Here is a 19,023-nt window from a genome sequence, read left to right as displayed (position 1 = left end):
GTCAGGCCGCGCGGCGGCGCAGGCGCCAGGCCTGGAGGACGTAGTCGAGGCCGGTGACGACCGTGACGATGAGCGCGGCGGCCATGAGCGCCCACCGCAGCGGGTCGAACGGGCCGGGAAGGATGTAGAGGCCGATGGCGAGGACCTGGAGCATCGTCTTGAGCTTGCCGCCCTTGCTCGCCGGGATCACGCCGTAGCGGATCACCACCAAGCGCATCAGGGTGATGCCGATCTCGCGGACCAGGATGGTGATGGTCACCCACCACCAGAGCTCGCCCAGCGCGGACAGGCTGATGAGGGCGGCGCCGGTGAGCGCCTTGTCGGCGATCGGGTCGGCGATCTTGCCGAAGTCGGTGACCAGGTTGCGGCTGCGGGCCAGATCACCGTCGATCTTGTCGGTGATCGAGGCGATGGCGAAGACGACGAACGCGGCCACCTGCCAGGCGGTCCCGTCCTGGAACAGCAGCCAGACGAAGGGCGGCACCAGCACGATGCGCAGGAGCGTCAGGTAGTTGGCGATGTTGTAGACGCTGACCGGCGCCGGAGCGGGCTCGGTCACGCCCGGGCCCGGGACCGGGTCGGCCGCCGGGCCCGCGCCCGAACTCACGGCCGGCCCCGCGGCCGGGTCCACCGCCGGATCCGGGGCCGCCGGGTCCGGCGTGCCGGCGATCATGGCGCGTCCGCGATGAGGTCCACGCCGTCGCTGCCGACGACCGTGGCGGTGACGATCTCACCGAGGGCCAGCCCCTCGCCGCGGACCAGGACGGTGCCGTCGACCTCCGGGGCCTGGTGCGCGGCGCGCCCCTCGAATGCGCTCACCGGCGTGGCCGCTCCGGCGTCCCCGCGGGAGGCGTCGCCGCCGTCGGCCTTGTCTTCCAGCAGGACGCGGATCTCCGAGCCGACGCGGTCTTCGGCGCGCTGGGCGGTGAGCTCCTCGGCCAGGGCGGACACCTCCTCGACACGGCGGCCGACCTCGTCGGGGTCGAGCTTGCCGTCCAGGCCTGCGGCCTCGGTGCCGTCCTCGTCCGAGTAGCCGAAGACGCCGATGGCGTCGAGGCGGGCGGCCGAGAGGAACTCGATCAGCTCGTTGAGGTCGTCCTCGGTCTCGCCGGGGAATCCGACGATGAAGTTCGACCGTACGCCCGCGTCGGGGGCGAGGCGACGGACCTGGTCGAGGAGTTCGAGGAAACGTTCGCGGTCGCCGAACCGGCGCATGGAGCGGAGCACCGAGCCGCTGGCGTGCTGGAACGACAGGTCGAAGTACGGGGCGATGCCCGGCGTCGAGGCGATCACCTCGATCAGGCCGGGCCGGGTCTCGGCGGGCTGCAGGTAGCTGACCCGGACACGCTCCACGCCCTCCACCGCGGCCAGTTGCGGGAGCAGCTTCTCCAGGGCGCGCAGGTCGCCCAGGTCCTTGCCGTAGGAGGTGGAGTTCTCGCTGACCAGGACCAGCTCGCGGACGTCGTGCCCGGCGAGCCAGCGCGCCTCCTCCAGGACCTCCGCCGGCGGGCGCGACACGTAGGCGCCGCGGAACGCCGGGATGGCGCAGAACGTGCAGCGCCGGTCGCAGCCGGACGCCAGCTTGAGCGGGGCCACCGGCCCGCCGCCCAGACGGCGCCGCAGGACCCGCGGGCCGGTCACGGGCGCTACGCCCTCGGGAAGGTCGCCGTGGCCGGGAATGGAGACCTGGGGGGCCGCGGCGGTGCGTTCCACCGGGCTGATCGGCAGCAGCGTGCGGCGGTCGCGGGGGGTGTGGGCCTGGCGGGCCCGGCCCTCGACCACGTCGTCCAGGCGTTCGCCGATCGCCGCGTAGTCGTCGAAGCTGATCACCGCGTCGGCCTCGGGCAGCGCCGCGGCGAGCTCCGCGCCGTACCGCTCCGCCATGCAGCCCGCCGCGACGACCTTGGCGCCGGAGTCGTGCGCGGCCAGCAGCGTGTCGATCGAGTCCTTCTTGGCCGCGTCGATGAAGCCGCAGGTGTTGACCACCACCACGTCGGCGCCGTCGGCCGACTCGGTCAGGTCCCAGCCCGCGTCCTCCATCCGGGCGGCGAGCTCCTCGGAGTCGACCTCGTTGCGGGCGCATCCGAGCGTGACGAGCGAGACCGTGCGGCGTGTGGACATGCCCCTTACGGTAATGGTCCCGGACCCCCGGACCGACCAGAGGGCGGGTGTTGGCACGGTCGAACGACCGGCCCCATCACCCCTTAAAGGGCGATCCGGGAGAGGTCAGGCACCTTCGGGGTCGTCCGGCGTGAAGCTCAGCCGGACCACGCCGCCGCCCTCGGAGTCGGGAGCGCCGAGGTCCTTGCCGTTGACGGTCAGGCGCACGCCGTCACCGTTGCCGATCAGGATGCTGATCTTCTTCTTGGCGGACCAGTCGCGGACGTCGCCGGTGCGGAGCATGCCGCTGAACAGCGTCTTGCCCTTGTCGCCGCGCACGTTGATCCACGTCGTGCGGCGCGCCTTGACCTGGAGGTCGACCTTCTTGCGCGGCGCGACGGCGACCGGGTCCTTGCTGGGCTGCGTCGGCGTCGGGGTCGGCTTGACGGCGGGGCCCGCCACCTGCTGGGCCTGGCGCTTCGCCGGGTCGCCGTCACCGTCGACCACCTGGACGATGCCGTAGATCACGACGAGGACCAGCGCGAGCGCCATCGCGGCGCTCCAGTTGGGCGCGCGGCGCTCGCGGAACGCGACGGGCGTCTCCGGCTCGAACGCGGTGATCGCCGACACCGGCTGCGGGGCGCCGCCGTGCGACTCGTCGAACGCGCGGACGAGCGGCTCCGGATCGATGCCGATCACGCGGGAGATGCTGCGGATGTGGCCGCGCGCGTAGAAGTTGCCGCCGCACGCCGTGAAGTCGTTGTGTTCGATCGCACGGATCACCGTTTCGCGGATCCGTGTCTGCAAGCTCACCTGCGTCACGGTGAGACCGGCCTTCTGGCGCTCTTCCGTCAGGGTCTCACCGATGTTCACGCGGAGCCTCCTTCAGAGTGCGCCATGCCGACCAACCCCGGTGCAGCGACCACCATCCTAGGAACCGCCATGCCCGATCGGCGACAGGCAACACGTTCGAAACAGGGCAAGATTTCGCATCATTCGCGGACAGCCGGACTCAAGATCGGCTTGTTCGCAGGTCGGGGGGGCGGAGGCCCGTTTCCGGCCGCCCGGACGGCGGCGGGCGTCGTCCGGGCGTCAGGAAGAGTTCACCCGCCGCCGCGGAGCTCGGTGAGGACGCCGGGAAGCTCGTCGGGCTTCACCAGGACGTCGCGCGCCTTGGAGCCCTCGCTCGGGCCCACGATGTCGCGGCTCTCCATCAGGTCCATCAGGCGGCCCGCCTTGGCGAACCCGACCCGGAGCTTGCGCTGCAACATCGACGTGGACCCGAACTGGGTGGTGACGACCAGCTCGATCGCCTGCACCAGCAGGTCCATGTCGTCGCCGATGTCCTCGTCGATCTCCTTCTTGGGCGCGGCCGACTCGGCCACGTCCTCGCGGTAGACCGCCTCCATCTGGCTCTTGCAGTGGTCCACGACGCCGTGGATCTCCTTTTCGGAGACGTAGGCGTTCTGGATGCGCATGGGCTTGCTGGCGCCCATCGGCAGGAACAGCGCGTCACCCTGGCCGACCAGCTTCTCCGCGCCCGGCTGGTCGAGGATGACCCGGCTGTCGGCGAGCGAGGAGGTCGCGAACGCGAGCCGCGACGGCACGTTCGCCTTGATCAGTCCGGTCACGACGTCGACCGACGGGCGCTGCGTGGCGAGCACCAGGTGGATGCCCGCCGCACGCGCCAGCTGGGTAATGCGGACGACCGAGTCCTCGACGTCGCGCGGGGCGACCATCATCAGGTCGGCCAGCTCGTCGACGATCACCAGCATGTAGGGGTAGGGCGTGTAGACGCGCTCGCTGCCGGGAGGCGGGACGAGCTTGCCCGCCGTCACCGCCTTGTTGAAGTCGTCGATGTGCCGGAACCCGGACGCCGCCAGGTCGTCGTAGCGCCGGTCCATCTCGCCGACGACCCAGTCCAGCGCCTCGGCGGCCTTCTTGGGGTTGGTGATGATGGGCGTGATCAGGTGCGGGATGCCCTGGTACATCGTCAGCTCGACCCGCTTGGGGTCGACCAGGATCATGCGGACCTCGTCCGGCGTGGCCCGCATCAGGATGGACGTGATGAGGCCGTTGATGCAGGTCGACTTGCCGGCGCCGGTCGCGCCCGCGATGAGGATGTGCGGCATCTTGGCCAGGTTGGCGACGACCGTGCGGCCCTCGACGTCCTTGCCCAGGCCGACGATCATCGGGTGGTGCTCGTTGGTCGCGGCCGGCGAGCCCAGCACGTCGCCGAGGCTGACGATGTCCTTGTCGACGTTCGGGATCTCGACGCCGATCGCGGACTTGCCCGGGATCGGGGAGATGATCCGGACTTCGGAGCTCTTTACCGCGTACGCAATGTTCTTGGTGAGGGCGATGACCTTCTCGACCTTGACCGCCGGGCCCAGCTCGATCTCGTACCGCGTGATCGTCGGCCCCCGGGTGAACCCGGTGACCTGCGCGTCGATGTCGAACTGCTCCAGCACCCCGGTCAGCGCGTTGACCACGGTGTCGTTGGCCTTGGTGCGCGGCTTGGCGATGCTTCCCGGGCGGAGCGTCGCCGGGTCGGGCAGCTCGTAGATCTCGCCGGACGACGACAGCGGCAGCTGCTCCGCCCGCCGCGGCGCGGGGGTCGGATCGGGCGCGTCCGGCGGCACGTCGTCGGCGGGCGCGGCCGGCGGCGGCACCTCGGCGCTCCCGAACGGCTCCGGATCGAACAGGTCGTCGGCCAGGTCGCGCGTCTTGCCGGGCTTCTTGGGCTGGTCCTCCAGGACGGGGGTGTCGTAGGGCTTGGAGTGCTCGCCGACCTCCAGCTCCTCGGCGTCCTCGCCCTTCTTGCGCCGCTTCCTGGGCTTGGGCTTGGCCTCGCCGTCCTCGTCCTCTTCACGGACCGGACGGCCCTGGAGGGTCGCGACCGACCACAGGTCGGTCAGCCGCTCGGGGACGCGGTTGATGGGCGTCGCGGTCACGACCAGCAGGCCGAACGCCGACAGCAACAGCAGCAGCGGCACCGCGACCCAGCCGCTGAGCGCGGCCTCGAGCGGGGCGGACGCGACCCAGCCGATGACGCCGCCGGCCTGGCGCACGCCCTCCATGTCCTTGGCGGGGGTCGGCAGGCCCGCCGCGATGTGCAGCACGCCCAGCGCGCCCACGCCGAGCGCGGTCATGCCGATGATGATCCGGCCGGTCTCGTCGTTGTGCTCGGGGTGGCGCAGCGTGCGCCACGCCAGCACCGCCAGCAGCACCGGCAGCGCCATCGCCAGCACGCCGATGCCGCCCCGGACGACCTTCTCCAGCGCGATGGTCACCACGCCGTCGGGCCGCCACCAGGTGACCGACGCCAGCACGATGGACGAGCCGAGCAGCGCCAGGCCGAGCCCGTCGCGGCGGTGTTCCTCGTCCAGGTCCCGCGCACCCTGCCCGTAGGCGCGGAACACCGAGCCGACGGCGACCGCCGCCAGGCTGTAGAGCTTGGCGATCAGGCTGAAGATGCCGCCGATCACCTGGAGGATCGGATCCTGCTTGGGGGGACGTCCCCGGGAGGAGCCTCCGCGGCCACCGCCACCCTTGGCGCCGCCACTGGGGCGCTTGCGGGGGGCCGAACCGGACGACTTGGCCCGGGTACGCGAGGAGTTCTTCGTACCCCCGGACGCACGTGTGGCCATGGTGATGAGACTAACCAAACACCCCGGAGGTTCCCCAGACCAGACCCCGCCCCGGCGTGTTGCCCCGCGCCCCCGTCACACCGCGTGCCACGCCCGCGCGTGACACCCGCGCGGACACCCGCGCGGACACGGCCTGGAACGCCGGATCCCCCGGTCCCCTTCCGGACGAGCGGAACAGGGGCCGGGGGATCCGGACCGGCGACGGCTAGACCTCGACGATGACGGGGATGATCATGGGGCGGCGGCGGTAGTTGTCGCTCACCCACTTGCCCATCGTGCGGCGGATCAGCTGGTTGAGCTGGTGCGTGTCGTTGACGCCGTTGGAGGCGGCGTCCTGGAGGGCGCCCTCGATGCGGGCGATGACGTCGTCGAAGTCCTGGTTGACGATGCCGGCGCCGCGCGCGTGGATCTCCGGGCCGGCGACGAGCTTGCCGGACGTGGAGTCGATGCCGATGACGATGGAGACGAAGCCCTCCTCGCCGAGGATGCGGCGGTCCTTGAGCGAGGTCTCGGTGACCTCGCCCACGGAGAGGCCGTCCACGTAGACGTAGCCCGCGGGCACCGCACCGACGATCTTGGCCTGGCCGTCGACGAGGTCGACCACCACGCCGTCCTCGGCGATGACGATGTTGTCGTCGGGCACGCCGGTGAGCGAGGCGAGCTTGGCGTGCGCCCGCAGGTGCCGCCACTCTCCGTGGATGGGCATGAAGTTGCCCGGCTTGGTCATGTTGAGCACGTAGAGCAGCTCGCCGGCCGAGGCGTGGCCCGAGACGTGCACGAGGGCGTTGCCCTTGTGCACGATGCGGGCGCCCCAGCGGGTGAGGCCGTTGATGACGCGGTTGACCGCGTTCTCGTTGCCCGGGATCAGGGAGGACGCCAGCATGACCGTGTCGCGCTCGGTGATGCGGATCTGCTGGTGGTCGCGGTTGGCCATGCGGGACAGCGCCGACATCGGCTCACCCTGCGAACCGGTGCAGACCAGCACCAGCCTGTCGGCCGGGATGTGCTCGAGGTCCTTGACGTCGACCATGATCTCGTCGGGCACCTGGAGGTAGCCCAGTTCGCGCGCGACGCCCATGTTGCGGACCATCGAGCGGCCGACGAAGCACACCTTGCGGCGGTTCGCGACGGCCGCGTCGAGCACCTGCTGGACGCGGTGGATGTGCGAGGCGAAGCAGGCGACGATGATGCGCTCTTCGGCGGTGCGGAAGACGTCGTCGATCACCGGGCCGATGTTGCGCTCGCTGGTGACGAAGCCCGGTACCTCGGCGTTGGTCGAGTCGGACATCAGCAGGTCGATGCCCTCGGCGCCGAGCCTGGCGAACCCCGGGAGGTCGGTCAGGCGGCCGTCCAGCGGGAGCTGGTCCATCTTGAAGTCGCCGGTCGCCAGCACCATCCCGGCGGGCGTGCGGATGGCGACCGCGAGCGCGTCCGGGATGGAGTGGTTGACCGACAGGAACTCGCAGTCGAACGGGCCGAAGCTCTGCCTGTCGTGCTCGGCGACCTCGACCGTCACCGGCTTGATGCGGTGCTCGGTGAGCTTGGCCTCGAGCAGGGCGAGCGTCAGCCTCGACCCGACCAGCGGGATGTCGCGGCGTTCCCGCAGCAGGTACGGGATGGCGCCGATGTGGTCCTCGTGGCCGTGCGTCAGGACGACGGCCACGACGTCGTCGAGCCGGTCCCGGATGTACTCGAAGTCGGGCAGGATCAGGTCGATGCCCGGCTGTTCCGTCTCGGGGAACAACACGCCGCAGTCGACGATGAGCAGGCGTCCGCCGTACTCGAACACCGTCATGTTGCGGCCGATCTCCCCCAGGCCGCCGAGCGCGACGATGCGCAGGCCGTTGGGCGCCAGCGCGGGCGGATCGGACAGTTCGGGATGAGGATGACTCACGCGCGCCTCACCTTGCGGCTCGGCGCCATGTGAGCCATGGACTGCTGTGCTTGTCGGTGAGCTCGGCTCACGAAGTGACCTCCGGCATTTTGACTCCCCCGTTCATCAGGTCTTCACGCAGGCGCGCCGCGAACTCCGGCGAGGCCTCGGCCAGCGGGGGACGCACGGTGTCCCCTTGGATGAGGCCCTGCAGGTTCAGCGCTGCCTTGACGGCGATGGCGCCCTGCGTACGGGTCATGATCGCGGTGACGACGGGCAGCAGCCGGCGGTGGATCGCCAGCGCCCGTCCGGTGTCACCGGCCCGGTATACGTCGATCATCTCATGGAGCTCGGCGCCCACGACATGGCCGACCACGCTCACGAACCCGGCCGCCCCCATCGACAGCCAGGCCAGGTTGAGCGCGTCGTCTCCCGAGTAGAAGATCAGGTCGGTCGCCGCCATCACGTGCGAGGAGGCGAACAGGTCGGCCTTGGCGTCCTTGACCGCGACGATGCGCGGATGCTCGGCGAGCCTGATCAGGGTCTCGGTCTGGATCGGCACCCCGGTGCGGCCCGGGATGTCGTACAGCATGTTGGGCAGGCCGGTGGCGTCGGCGACCGCCGTGAAGTGCCGCAGCAGCCCCTCCTGCGGCGGCTTGTTGTAGTACGGCGTGACGACCAGCAGCGCGTCCGCCCCGGCGGCCTCCGCCGCCCGGGCCAGCCGCAGGGTGTGCTGGGTGTCGTTGGTGCCGGCACCGGCCACGATGCAGGCGCGGTCACCGACCGCGTCGATCACCGTGCGCAGAAGCTGCTCTTTCTCCGCGTCGCTCGTCGTCGGCGACTCCCCCGTCGTGCCGCTGACGACGAGGCCGTCATGGCGCTGCTCGTCGACCAGATAGGTCGCCAGGCGCGCGGCTCCGTCGTAGTCGACCGCGCCGTCCGCGGTGAACGGGGTGACCATGGCGGTCAACATCCGCCCGAACGGCGCGTCGCTCGTTGTGCTGGGTGCCATGCACGAAGGGTACTGTTCCCGCCGGTCGTCGTGGACCCGCAGGCCCCTCCCCGTGTGTCTCCGCGGCCGTGCTCGCGGGTCTCCGGAGGCTCGTGCCCGGCGGGGCCCGCGTCGCCCCGGGGTGGAGCGGCCCGGAAGGGGCCGGTGCGGCGGAATGTTGCCCGCCGAAGACCGGCGGCCGACGGAAAACGGGAAGAAGCCGCCGCCACACGCTCGGGGGTACGCGCGGCGACGGCTTCTACATCCACATCGTGGCACGCAAATGCCGCGTTACGGGGTCAGTCCGGCCAGTTTCCGGACTCGGTTGGATAACGTGCGCACACGGCCTCCTGGGGGTTCGACCCGTACGGCGCGGTGGGTCCGGGAGCACGCCGTACGGGACGGAGTCAGGCGCTCCGCTTCATGGTGGTGAGTTCGTGCAGACGAGCGCGCAACTCCTCGACGTTGCGGGTCCGGACGAGGTCGTTGCCTCGCACGGCCCAGTAGTGCCCCGAGCCTCCACGGCCGAGCCGCCAGCCGGCGAACTCGGTCGCCATCTCGCTGAGCGCCTCGGCATCGCGCCACGCGGTCTGCTCAATGCTCATCGGGCTCGTTCCCCACTTCCCTTGTCCGTCCGCCAGGAGGGGTTTTGACACGCACCCAGCCCTACCCGATGTCAGGGCCCCTGCAACTAGCGAATTGACCTGCGAAAACGCGGAAAAAGGAACGTGACAAGGGGGGTTTCCTAACCGCCAACATTTGCTGACCCGCGCGGCAGCCACGTAGCTCGGTAACGGGCCCAGTCCTGCGGGCTGGTGGTCCACTCCGCGTAGACCCCGACGCCGAAGGGCCGCGCGGGCGGCCTGTCCAGTGCGTCCAGGCCGCGCCGCACGCCGCGCAGGGCGCCCGGCAGGTCCTCCGCCCAGTCCATGAGCGGCCGGTAGGTGGGGACGCCGATGAAGACGGTCGTGCGGTCGCCGATGAGGCGCAGCGTCTGCTCGGTGTGGTGGGCGAAGTGCCAGCCGGCCAGCGAACGGGTGGGCAGCGACACGTCGTACGTCATGATCGCGACCTGGTCGGCGCGGTCGGCGAGCGCGACGAGGTAGTCCCGGGTCGGCCGGGGCGGGTAATGGAACCGGCCCCAGCCCTGTGGCAGGACCGCCTTGTACACCGGCTGCAGAGCGTCGACCAGGGTGAGCTGCTCGATCGCCACCGACAGCAGCCGGCCGCGGGGCCTGGTGAGCGCCCGGGTCTGGTCGAGCAGCGTCAGGAACGCCCGGTCGCCGGTGTAGATCGGCTCGAAGTCGTAGTGGATCCCGTCGAACCCGAGGTCGAGGAAGATCGTGTCGGTCTTCAGGACGCGCTGCCGTACCGCCGGGTCGTCCAGGTCGACCAGCCCGTGCCCCCGCACCTTGCGGATCTGGCCCAGGTAGGCGTGCGCCCGGACGCCCGGCGCGTGCGCGCGCATCGCCTTGATCAGCGTTCCGGCGTTGCGGTACTTGGCCGGCGGGACGCTCCCGTCGGGCTCGAACGGCCCGGCGTGGAAGTAGACGTCGGTGATCCGGTTCTGGCGGAGGAGCGTGCCGAGCGCCCGGTATTCGGCCTCGGTGTGCGCTTCCCCCACCCACTGGTGCCGGGCCCACAGGGCGTTCACCTCGGTGCCGCGCGCGGCGGGCGCGGGCTGCCACCACACCCAGACGCCGGCGAGCAGCAGGGCCACCAGCCCCAGCGTGTACGCGGCCAGCCAGGCGAACTTCTTGAGAACTACGCGGATCATGGTCATCACCAGGACAGACGCCGACAAACCCGTACAGGTTCACGCGAGATCATGATCACGCGTGGTCGGCCCGCCCGGCGCCCTCGACGGTGCTCGGGATGCCGGTGGCGTGCGGGGTCAGCGGATCGAGGAAGAGCTCGTACCCGGCGGGGAGCTGGTCGAGGACGTCCCGCCCGGTGCTGGCGAACCAGGCCGTGTCGCCCAGCGCCTGGGTGAGGGTGACCAGGGAGCTGAACACCGCGACGGTGCCCGCGTGCGCGAGGAAGCCGGGGTCGCCGGGCGCCTGGCAGTAGACGACCGAGCGCCGGAACACCTCCATCAGCTCCGGCATGCCGATCTCGTCCCGCTGGAAGCCCGCGGCGGCCCGGACCAGCGCGGTCGCCCGCTCCCTGGGCCCGCCGAGCTCGACGATCTGGCCGCCGGGCTCCAGGAAGAGCGCCACGTCCTCGGGGAACACCATGGCCAGCTGCTCGACCGGGAGCCGCTGCCACTCGGCGCAGTCGGGCGGCAGCTCGGGCGGCAGCGCCGCCTCGTCGGCGAAGGCGACCACCAGGCGGCGGCTGTCGGTCAGCAGCACCGGCACGGCGCCGGTCGCGGCGACCGGCACCCACACCTCGGTGACGTCGTGGTCCGTCACGGCGCGCTCCGGCTCATGGGGCGCCCCTGGTCACGGCGCCGATGATGAGCGAGGGCACCTGCGGTGCGTGCAGGCGCCCGGGGTCGCGCCCCCACAGGTCCCAGCCGACCGCCGGGCCGGGGAAGGCGACCGGGTGCTGCGCGCCGTGCACGAGACCCGCGAACTGGCCGATCGGCCCGCGCTTCATCCAGCCGTCGGGGTCGGCCATGGCCTGGAGGGACGCGGTCGTCTGGTCGCACGCCATCGCGGTCAGCCCGACGTCGCGGGTGCCCTCGCCGAACCCCGGCAGGTAGTGGCGGGTGTAGTCGTTCCACAGGCGCCGCCCGCGCTCGGCGCGGCCGGCGCGGTCGTCGGCCCTCAGCAGCTCGTCGCGGCGGCGGGCGATGCCGGCCTGCCGGGCGGTGACCTGCTCGCCGGCGCGGACGACGTCCTGCGCCGGTCCGGTGCCGAGCCCGAGGCCGCCGAGGATGTGCGCCAGCGCCCGGCCGGCGTCCTGCCAGCCCCGGCCCGCGCGGCCGAGCTCGGCGGCGAGCCGGGTCAGCGCCTCGGGCGATCCGCCGCGGACGTCCGCGGACGCCCGCCGGCCGCCGCGCGGGGGCCCGGGGATGTACGGCTCGCCGACGCGCAGCACGCTCCCCGACGCCGCCAGGTCGCCGAACCCGCCGGGCGTGTTACCGGACGCGGCGAGCCGTTCGACCGCGTCGAAGGCGGCGTAGAAGCCCGAGCGCGCCATGCGGTGCCGCTCCCCCAGCTCGTCCAGCAGCCGGTCCCCCGCCGGCCCGGTCAGCGCGCCGTCGAGCAGGAGGGTGAACGCCTGTCGCAGGGCGGGGCCGTGCTCCTCCGCCAGCCGCTTGACGTGCCGCAGCTGGGCCGCCGCCTGTTCCGCCCGGTTCAGCGGGCGGCCGCCTCGACGTGCCTCCGGGTGCGCCTACCGACCCGGCGGACCTGACCGCACTGCTCCCCCATGTCCGTCATGTCGGCAAAGCTTAGGGATCAGCGTCCACCCCGGCCAGACCTTTGGTACAGGAGGACGATAAGTGCATGATCAAAACACCGGAATGATGTCCCCGGGTCGATGACCTTTACTTCGGCGCCCCCGATGTCGAACGCCCGGACGAGCCGGCCAGGCCCGCGGAGGGGGGCGCCGAGGCCGTGACGGAGACCGCGACGGGCGCGGGTGCCAGGCCGGGGGCGGGACCGCGGCGGACGCGGGTGCGCTGGGTGAGCGCGACGCAGACGAGCACGCCGAGGGCCGCCAGGCCGGTGGTGGCGTCGACCAGCTCGCCCAGGAAGAGCCCGGACCAGACCAGGGTCAGGATCGGCTGGGCCAGCTGGACCTGGCTCGCCTGGGCGATCCCGATCCTGGCCATGCCCGCGTACCAGGCGAAGAAGCCGAGGTACATCGAGATCAGGGACACGTACGCGAACCCGGAGACCGCGCGTCCGGTCCAGTGCGGCTCCGTGGTGGCGAGCAGCCAGATCGTCACCGGGAGGGTGATGGGGGCGGCCAGCACCAGGGCCCAGGAGATGACCCGCCAGCCGGGCATCTCGCGAGCCAGGCGGCCGCCCTCGGCGTAGCCGACGGCGCAGACGACGAGCGCGGCGAACAGCAGCAGGTCGGCGGTGGTGAAGTGGCCCGCGCCGCGCACGAGGGCGAACCCCGTGATCCACGCCGCGCCCGCCCCGCTCGCCAGCCAGAACGCCGGGGACGGCCGTTCGCCCGCGCGGAGCACCGCCATGACGGCGGTCGCGGCGGGCAGCAGGCCGATGATCACGGCCGAGTGCGCGGAGGAGGCGCCGCCGTCCAGCGCCAGCGAGGTCAGGATCGGGAAGCCGAAGATCACGCCGCCGCCGACGGCGGCGAGCCCGGCCCACTGGCGTCCGCGCGGCCGCTTCGCGCGGACGGCCGCGAGGAGCGCGGCGGCGAGGAGCGCGGCCACGGCGGCGCGGCCGAAGCCGACCAGGTGGGGGTCGAGCCCGTCGAGCGCGAAGACCGTGCCGGGGAACGAGAAGGAGAAGGCCAGCACGCCCAGGGCCGCCAGCCCGAAGCCGCCGAGCCCGCCGAGCGCTATCGGAGAGGGGGCAGTAGCGCTATCGTTTTCTCTCATGCAACAGGATAGCAGTGTGGGCACTCTCGCCGATCGGCTGCGGGCCGAAGTGGGCCGGCTCCGCGCCGGCGAGCGCCTGCCGTCCAGCCGGACGCTGGTGGAGAGGCACCGGGTCAGCCCGGTCACGGTGTCGCGTGCGCTGGGGCTGCTGGCCGCCGAGGGCCTGGTGGTGACCCGGCCCGGCAGCGGCACGTTCGCCGCCGAACGGCCCGCGCCCGCGCCGGGCGGCGCCGACCTGGGCTGGCAGTCCGTCGCCCTGGGCGAACGTTCGGTCGACGCCGCCGGGGTGACCTGGCTGCTCACCCCGGCCCCGGACGGGGTGATACCGCTCAGCGGCGGCTACCTGCATCCGTCGCTGCAACCGCTCCGGGCGCTGGCCGCCGCCGGGGCGCGCGCGGCGCGGCGCCCGGACGCCTGGGAGACGCCGCCGCTCAACGGGCTCGCCGGGCTGCGCACGTGGTTCGCGCGGTCGGCCGGCGGCGACCTCACCGCGTCCGACGTGCTGATCACCTCGGGCGGCCAGCAGGCGCTCACCTCGACGTTGCGGGCGCTGCTGCGGCCGGGGGCGCCGCTGCTCGTCGAGTCGCCGACCTATCTCGGCGTGCTCGCGATCGCGCGGGCGAACGGGCTGCAGCCTGTCCCGGTGCCCGCGGACGCGGAGGGCGTCCGGCCCGACCTGCTCGCCGAGGCGTTCGCCATGACCGGGGCGCGGGTCTTCTACTGCCAGCCCACGTTCAGCAACCCGAGCGGCGCCCGGATGCCGGCCGAACGCCGCGCCCAGGTGATCGCCGTCGCCCGCGCGGCGGGCGCGTTCGTGATCGAGGACGACTTCGCGCGCCATCTGGCCATCGACACCGCCCCGGCAGCGATGATCAACCATGACCTGGACGGCCGGGTCGTCTACGTGGCCCCGATGACCAAGGCGACGTCCGCCAGCATGCGGATCGCCGGCGTGATCGCGCGCGGGCCGGTGGCCGAGCGCATCCGGGCCGTCCAGATGGTCGAGGGCTTCTTCCCGGCCCGGCCACTCCAGGAGACGCTGCTGGAGCTGGTCAGCTCCCCCGGCTGGCCGCGCCATCTGCGGGCGGTCCGCACCGCGCTCAAGTCCCGGCGGGACGCGCTCTGCGCGGCGCTGGCGCGGCACCTGCCCGAGGTGCGGTACCACCGGCCGTCCGGCGGCCCGCACATGTGGGTGCGGCTCCCGGACGGCATCGACGACGTCGCGCTCGCCGAGTCGGCGTTGCGTGCCGGGGTGCTGGTCAGCGCCGGCCGCCCGTTCTTCCCGGCCGAGCCGCCCGCGCCGCACCTGCGGCTCAGCTTCGCGTGCGCGACCTCCGAGGCCGAGATCGCCGAGGGGGTGCGGCGCCTGGCCGGCGCGATCGCCCGGGCCCGCGCCTAGGGCCGCGGGCGCGGCCTAGGGGTGCCCGGCGCCGTCGACGACCGAGTAGTGCGTGACCACCCAGTCGCGGTCGACCAGGTAGCGGTCGTCGTCGGGGTAGAAGACCGCGCGCTCGGGGTCGTCGCCGGCGAACGTGCGCACGGCGTCCATCGACTCCCAGAACGTCACGAAGCAGAACTCGGTGTTGTCGCCGACCTCCCGTCTGGTCAGGTGGATCCCGAGGTTGCCCTCGGTCGCCTGGTAGCCCACCACGCCGGTGCGGCGCATGTAGTCCTCGTACTCGTCGGCGTCGGCCCGCCGCGTCCAGCCCTTCCACACGCGCATCAGCACGGCGTCAGCCTCCCGTCACGAAGCAGAACTCGTTGCCCTCAGGGTCCTGCCAGACCTGGAACGGCGCCTCCGGGTCGCTGCCCATCAGCGCACTGACCGGCCTGGCGCCCAGCGCGCGGGCGTGGACCCCGGCCGCGTCGAGGTCGGGCACCGTCAGGTCGAGGTGCAGCCGGTTCTTGACCTGCTTGCCCTCCGGGACGCGCTGGAAGGACAGGACGGGACCGCCCTCACCGAGCCGTTCCAGCTCGAGCCAGACCTCGTCGCGCTCGGTCACCTTCATGCCGAGCAGCGCGCCCCAGAACCGGGCCATGCCGTCCAGGTCGTCGCAGTCGATCGCCAGATGGGTCACCCGCGGGACCACGTCCACCGCCTCCGTCACGTCCGGATCTCCTTGCTCTTGTCATCGACACCGTCTAACACGCTATGACGGTGTCACCGGTCGGCGCAACCGGTCAAAACCGAATACCGGTGTCGTTCCTTGATAGAGTCCCCTTGACAGGGAGGAGGGACGATGAACGCGACATCCCGTCCCGAGTCGAACTCCGCCCTGCTGCTCCGGGACTTCGTCAACACCCGCGACGTCGAGTGCGACGCCGACGAGCTCGCGACGCCCGCCAAGCTGGGCGCATGGCTGGCCGGCCGGGGGCTCCTCGCCGCCGGGCAGCCCCCGGGCACGGCGGCGGCCCCGGACGAGGGCGATCTCGAAATGGCCCGCGACCTGCGCGAAGGCCTGCGCGAGGCCATGCACGACCACCACGCGCCGACCGGCGAGCCGCTCCCGCCCGAGCTGGACGCGGTGCTCGCCCGGCTGCCGCTCCGGCTGAGCCTGGCCGGCGAGCGGCCGGTGCTCGTCCCGCTCGGCGCCGGCGCCCCGGCGGCGCTCGCCCGGCTGGCGGCGGCCGTGCTCGACGCCGTGGCCGACGGCAGCTGGCCGCGACTGAAGGTGTGCCTGGAGGGCACCTGCCGCTGGGCGTTCCTCGACACGTCCAAGAACCGCTCCCGCAACTGGTGCTCGATGCGGGTCTGCGGCAACCGCACCAAGACGCGCGCCTACCGCGCCCGCCGCCGCCCGGCCCCCGGGTCCGGCGCGCCCGGCGTATCCGGCGGTGAGGTGCCCGGCGGCGAAGCGTCCGATGCCGCGACCCCGCCGCGGGAGCGCACTTAGGGCGTGTCTCGAGGTCGACTGCCCTACTCCGCGCCGCCCAGGCACGCACCTGGACGCCGCTCGCCACGGACGCCGACCTCGAGACACGCCCTAGGCTCGGGCGATGACGCTCATCCGATTCGCCGGTCCCGGGGACGTGGTGGCGATCGAGGACGTCCGCTCCCGATCCTGGCGCGCCGCCTACGCCGGGCTGCTCCCGCAGGAACTGATCGACGAGGCCACCGGCCCCGAGGCGTTCGAGCGGCGGCTCGCCTCGTTCGCCGGCGCGCCCGAGGCCCGCACGCTGCTCGCCGAGGCCGCCGACGGGACACCGCTGGGCATGGCGGCCTTCGGGCCGGAACGCGACCTGCCGCCGCACCCGGACGCGGTCGAGCTCTACTCGCTGTACGTCGCACCCGAGCACTGGTCGGCCAAGGTGGGCTGGGCCCTGGTCGAACGGGTCATGGCCGAGAGCCGCAAGGCCGGCCGCGACCGGGTCACGCTCTGGGTGCTGGAGAGCAACGCCCGGGCCCGCGGCTTCTACGAGCGGGCCGGGTTCACCGCCGGCGAGCAACGCCGCCACGAGCTGTGGGGACACGCGTTCGACGAGGTCCGGTACGAGATCGCCCTCTAGGCTTGGCGGCGCCGCGCCCTCCGGGCGGGGCGTGGAGCCGGACGAGAGGACGCAGAACCCATGGCCGATGCGGGCGTACGCCCCGCCAGGCGCGCGGACGCCGCCGCCGTCGCCGACATCCAGGTGCGCGCGTGGCGCCAGGGGTACCGCGACCTGCTGCCGCCCGCCGTACTGGACCAGGTGACCAGCCAGGACGCGGCCAAGGTGTGGCGGGAGCGCTGGGCCGAGGCAGCGACCGCGCCGCCGTCGCCGCGGCACCGGCTGCTCGTCGCGGTGGCCTCCGACCTGGTCGTGGGCTTCGCCGCGCACGGCCCCGCGGAGGAGCCCGACCACGATCCGGCGCGGACCGCCGAGCTGATCACCCTGCTGGTCGACCCCATGCACGGCCGGGTCGGGCACGGCAGCCGGCTGCTGGCCGCCTCGGTCGACCTGCTCCGCGAGGACGGCGTCGGCACGCTGATCAGCTGGGTCTTCGAGGCGGACGAGGTCACCCGGACCTTCCTCGGCTCGGCCGGCTGGGCGCCCGACGGCACCGCCCGCACCCTCGACATGGGCGAGCCGATCAGCCAGATCCGCCTCCACACCGACATCACCGACGGGTGACCTGAGACCCTTGACGGTGCCTTAAGGCCCCGTTAACACCGACCCGGTGAGAGCCACGGCGGGCCCGCCCGTATGTTTGAAGCGCATGCCTCCAGGGTCTATTGATCAGCTTCGGGACGTCCATTGACAACATCCATGACGCCGCCGCGCGCGCCGGCGCCGGCCGGTGCCGCGTCCGGCCGCCGCCGCTGGCTCGCGATGGTCGTGATCAGCCTCGGCGTGTCGCTGATCGTCGTGGACGCCACCATCGTCGGCGTCGTCCTGCCGCAGATGGTGGACGGGCTGGGGCTGACGACGTCCGACGCCGAGTGGGTCAACTCGGTCTACGCGCTGGTGTTCGCCGCGCTGCTGATCCCGTTCGGCCGGGCCGCCGACGTGATCGGGCGGCGGCGCGTGTTCGTGCTGGGCGTGACCGTCTTCATGGTCGCCAGCGTGCTCGCGGCGCTGGCGCAGAGTGCGCCGCAGCTGATCGGCTCGCGCGCGCTGCAGGGCGTCGGCGCGTCGATGATCATGCCGGCCACGTTGTCGACGGTGAACGCGATGTTCACCGGCCGGGACCGCGCCGTGGCGTTCGGCATCTGGGGCTCGCTCATCAGCGGCATGGCCGCGCTCGGCCCGCTGCTGGGCGGTGCGCTGGCGACCGGCGGCGGCTGGCGCTGGGCGTTCGGCGTCAACCTGCCGCTCGGCGTGCTGCTGATCGCCGGGGCGTTCGCGCTCATGCCCGAGACCCGGCTGCCGGGCGCCGGGCCGCGCGGGATCGACTGGCTCGGCGGCCTGCTGTCGGTGCTCGGCCTGGGCGCGGTGGTCTGCGGGATCATCGAGGGCCAGACGTACGGCTGGTGGACGCCCAACCCCTCGGCGGGCGGCGGGTCCATCGCCGGGTTGTCGCCCGTTCCGGTCGTGCTGGCGCTGGGCGCGGTGCTGCTCACCGCGCTGGTGATCGTGGAACGGGCGCGAGCGGCGGCCGGGCGGCCGGTGCTGCTCGACCTGACCCTCTTCCAGATCCCCAACTTCCGGCGCGGCAACCTGGCCGGCGCGCTGATCAACGTCGGCGAGCTCGGCCTGGTCTTCGTCCTTCCACTCTTCCTGCTGGGCGTGCACGGCACGTCCCCGCTGCAGATCAGCCTGGCCCTGCTGCCCCTGGCGCTCGGCGCGTTCCTGTCCGGCGGCTACGCCGGGCGGCTGGCCGGCAAGCGCGGCGCGCACCGCGCCGTGCAGATCGGCATGGTCATGGAGGTGGTCGCGGTACTCGCGCTGGCGCTGACGATCACCGCGTCCACCGGCGGGCTCGGGCTGGCGCCCTGGATGTTGCTGTACGGCCTGGGCCTCGGCCTGACCTCGGCGCAGCTCACCAACGTCTCGCTGGCCGACGTGCCGCCCGAGCACGCGGGCCAGGCGTCCGGCACGCAGTCCACGGCCCGCCAGGTCGGCGCCGCGCTGGGGATCGCGGTGATCGGCACGGTGTTCGCCACCAGCCTCGGCCACGCGATGAACGACCGGCTCGAGAACGCCGGGCTGCCCGCCGAGCAGCGCGCCGCGATCGCGCACGACCTGCGCGAGAGCGCCGGGACGTACGCCCGGGAGGCGCATCTCACCCCGGCCGTCGCGGCGGCGGCCGACGAGAGCCTCGCCACGGCCGCGCGGCGCGGCGCCCTGGCCACGGCGCTGATCCTGGCCGCCGGGCTGGCGTTGTCGTTGCGGCTGCGTCCGAGCAGTGATCGGCATCGGGGACAATCGGAGCCGGAAACTCTGTCGTCCCACGAGAACCAACGGTGAC

Annotated in this window: 18 protein-coding genes; 5 read left to right on the top strand and 13 right to left on the bottom strand. The window is 72.6% G+C overall.

What is annotated here, in order from left to right:
* Position 1: 1 nt before the first annotated feature.
* The 11 genes from pgsA to ABZ810_RS12870 all read right to left on the bottom strand — a co-directional run bounded on the left by pgsA (position 2) and on the right by ABZ810_RS12870 (position 13,136).
* Positions 2-673, bottom strand: a complete 672-nt coding sequence (pgsA, locus tag ABZ810_RS12920) for a CDP-diacylglycerol--glycerol-3-phosphate 3-phosphatidyltransferase (protein WP_358402653.1) — start codon at positions 671-673, stop codon at positions 2-4.
* Positions 670-2,121 (bottom strand): 30S ribosomal protein S12 methylthiotransferase RimO, encoded by a 1,452-nt coding sequence (gene rimO, locus ABZ810_RS12915; RefSeq protein WP_358402651.1) that lies wholly within the window; start codon positions 2,119-2,121, stop codon positions 670-672. Before rimO ends, pgsA begins: the two co-directional genes overlap by 4 nt.
* A 105-nt stretch (positions 2,122-2,226) precedes the next feature.
* Positions 2,227-2,973, bottom strand: a complete 747-nt coding sequence (locus tag ABZ810_RS12910) for a RodZ domain-containing protein (protein WP_358402649.1) — start codon at positions 2,971-2,973, stop codon at positions 2,227-2,229.
* A 230-nt stretch (positions 2,974-3,203) separates the two neighbouring features.
* The gene (locus tag ABZ810_RS12905) at positions 3,204-5,750 is read right to left on the bottom strand and encodes a DNA translocase FtsK 4TM domain-containing protein (RefSeq protein ID WP_358402647.1); all 2,547 of its coding nucleotides are present in this window, start codon (positions 5,748-5,750) and stop codon (positions 3,204-3,206) included.
* Between the two features lie 205 nt (positions 5,751-5,955).
* The gene (locus ABZ810_RS12900) at positions 5,956-7,644 is read right to left on the bottom strand and encodes a ribonuclease J (protein ID WP_358402645.1); all 1,689 of its coding nucleotides are present in this window, start codon (positions 7,642-7,644) and stop codon (positions 5,956-5,958) included.
* Between the two features lie 67 nt (positions 7,645-7,711).
* On the bottom strand, positions 7,712-8,635 hold the full coding sequence (gene dapA / locus ABZ810_RS12895) for a 4-hydroxy-tetrahydrodipicolinate synthase (RefSeq protein ID WP_358402644.1): 924 nt from the start codon (positions 8,633-8,635) through the stop codon (positions 7,712-7,714).
* Between the two features lie 386 nt (positions 8,636-9,021).
* The gene (locus ABZ810_RS12890) at positions 9,022-9,219 is read right to left on the bottom strand and encodes a hypothetical protein (protein WP_358402642.1); all 198 of its coding nucleotides are present in this window, start codon (positions 9,217-9,219) and stop codon (positions 9,022-9,024) included.
* Between the two features lie 140 nt (positions 9,220-9,359).
* Positions 9,360-10,391, bottom strand: coding sequence for a hypothetical protein (locus tag ABZ810_RS12885; RefSeq protein ID WP_358402641.1), 1,032 nt, complete (start codon positions 10,389-10,391; stop codon positions 9,360-9,362).
* Between the two features lie 55 nt (positions 10,392-10,446).
* The gene (locus tag ABZ810_RS12880; protein WP_358402640.1) at positions 10,447-11,028 is read right to left on the bottom strand and encodes a hypothetical protein; all 582 of its coding nucleotides are present in this window, start codon (positions 11,026-11,028) and stop codon (positions 10,447-10,449) included.
* A gap of 13 nt (positions 11,029-11,041) precedes the next feature.
* Positions 11,042-11,761, bottom strand: coding sequence for a hypothetical protein (locus ABZ810_RS12875; RefSeq protein ID WP_358402638.1), 720 nt, complete (start codon positions 11,759-11,761; stop codon positions 11,042-11,044).
* A gap of 349 nt (positions 11,762-12,110) precedes the next feature.
* The gene (locus ABZ810_RS12870; RefSeq protein WP_358402637.1) at positions 12,111-13,136 is read right to left on the bottom strand and encodes a DMT family transporter; all 1,026 of its coding nucleotides are present in this window, start codon (positions 13,134-13,136) and stop codon (positions 12,111-12,113) included.
* Between the two features lie 16 nt (positions 13,137-13,152).
* On the opposite strand from ABZ810_RS12870, the gene ABZ810_RS12865 reads away from it, so the two are divergent.
* Positions 13,153-14,535: a PLP-dependent aminotransferase family protein gene (locus tag ABZ810_RS12865; protein WP_358402635.1), complete on the top strand. Its 1,383-nt coding sequence runs from the start codon at positions 13,153-13,155 to the stop codon at positions 14,533-14,535.
* Between the two features lie 15 nt (positions 14,536-14,550).
* On the opposite strand, the gene ABZ810_RS12860 is transcribed toward ABZ810_RS12865, so the two are convergent.
* Together ABZ810_RS12860 and ABZ810_RS12855 are read right to left on the bottom strand one after the other, a co-directional pair.
* Positions 14,551-14,859 (bottom strand): antibiotic biosynthesis monooxygenase, encoded by a 309-nt coding sequence (locus ABZ810_RS12860; protein WP_358402871.1) that lies wholly within the window; start codon positions 14,857-14,859, stop codon positions 14,551-14,553.
* A gap of 10 nt (positions 14,860-14,869) precedes the next feature.
* Positions 14,870-15,244, bottom strand: a complete 375-nt coding sequence (locus ABZ810_RS12855) for a VOC family protein (RefSeq protein ID WP_358402633.1) — start codon at positions 15,242-15,244, stop codon at positions 14,870-14,872.
* A 132-nt stretch (positions 15,245-15,376) separates the two neighbouring features.
* Here ABZ810_RS12855 and ABZ810_RS12850 point away from each other — a divergent pair, with 132 nt between their 5' ends.
* From ABZ810_RS12850 to ABZ810_RS12835, 4 genes are all read left to right on the top strand, one after another.
* Positions 15,377-16,030, top strand: coding sequence for a CGNR zinc finger domain-containing protein (locus tag ABZ810_RS12850; protein ID WP_358402631.1), 654 nt, complete (start codon positions 15,377-15,379; stop codon positions 16,028-16,030).
* A gap of 103 nt (positions 16,031-16,133) precedes the next feature.
* Positions 16,134-16,643 carry a GNAT family N-acetyltransferase gene (locus ABZ810_RS12845; RefSeq protein ID WP_358402629.1) on the top strand — a complete coding sequence of 170 codons (510 nt, stop codon included), beginning with the start codon at positions 16,134-16,136 and terminating at the stop codon, positions 16,641-16,643.
* A 60-nt stretch (positions 16,644-16,703) separates the two neighbouring features.
* Positions 16,704-17,246 carry a GNAT family N-acetyltransferase gene (locus ABZ810_RS12840; protein ID WP_358402627.1) on the top strand — a complete coding sequence of 181 codons (543 nt, stop codon included), beginning with the start codon at positions 16,704-16,706 and terminating at the stop codon, positions 17,244-17,246.
* A gap of 135 nt (positions 17,247-17,381) precedes the next feature.
* Positions 17,382-19,022, top strand: coding sequence for an MFS transporter (locus tag ABZ810_RS12835; RefSeq protein WP_358402625.1), 1,641 nt, complete (start codon positions 17,382-17,384; stop codon positions 19,020-19,022).
* The last annotated feature ends 1 nt before the right edge of the window (position 19,023 follow it).

It is taken from the genome of Spirillospora sp. NPDC047279, from assembly GCF_040643285.1.
Lineage (GTDB): Bacteria > Actinomycetota > Actinomycetes > Streptosporangiales > Streptosporangiaceae > Spirillospora.
The sequence above is the reverse complement of the archived record's forward strand: the minus strand, read 5'-3'. Positions and strand labels throughout refer to the sequence as shown.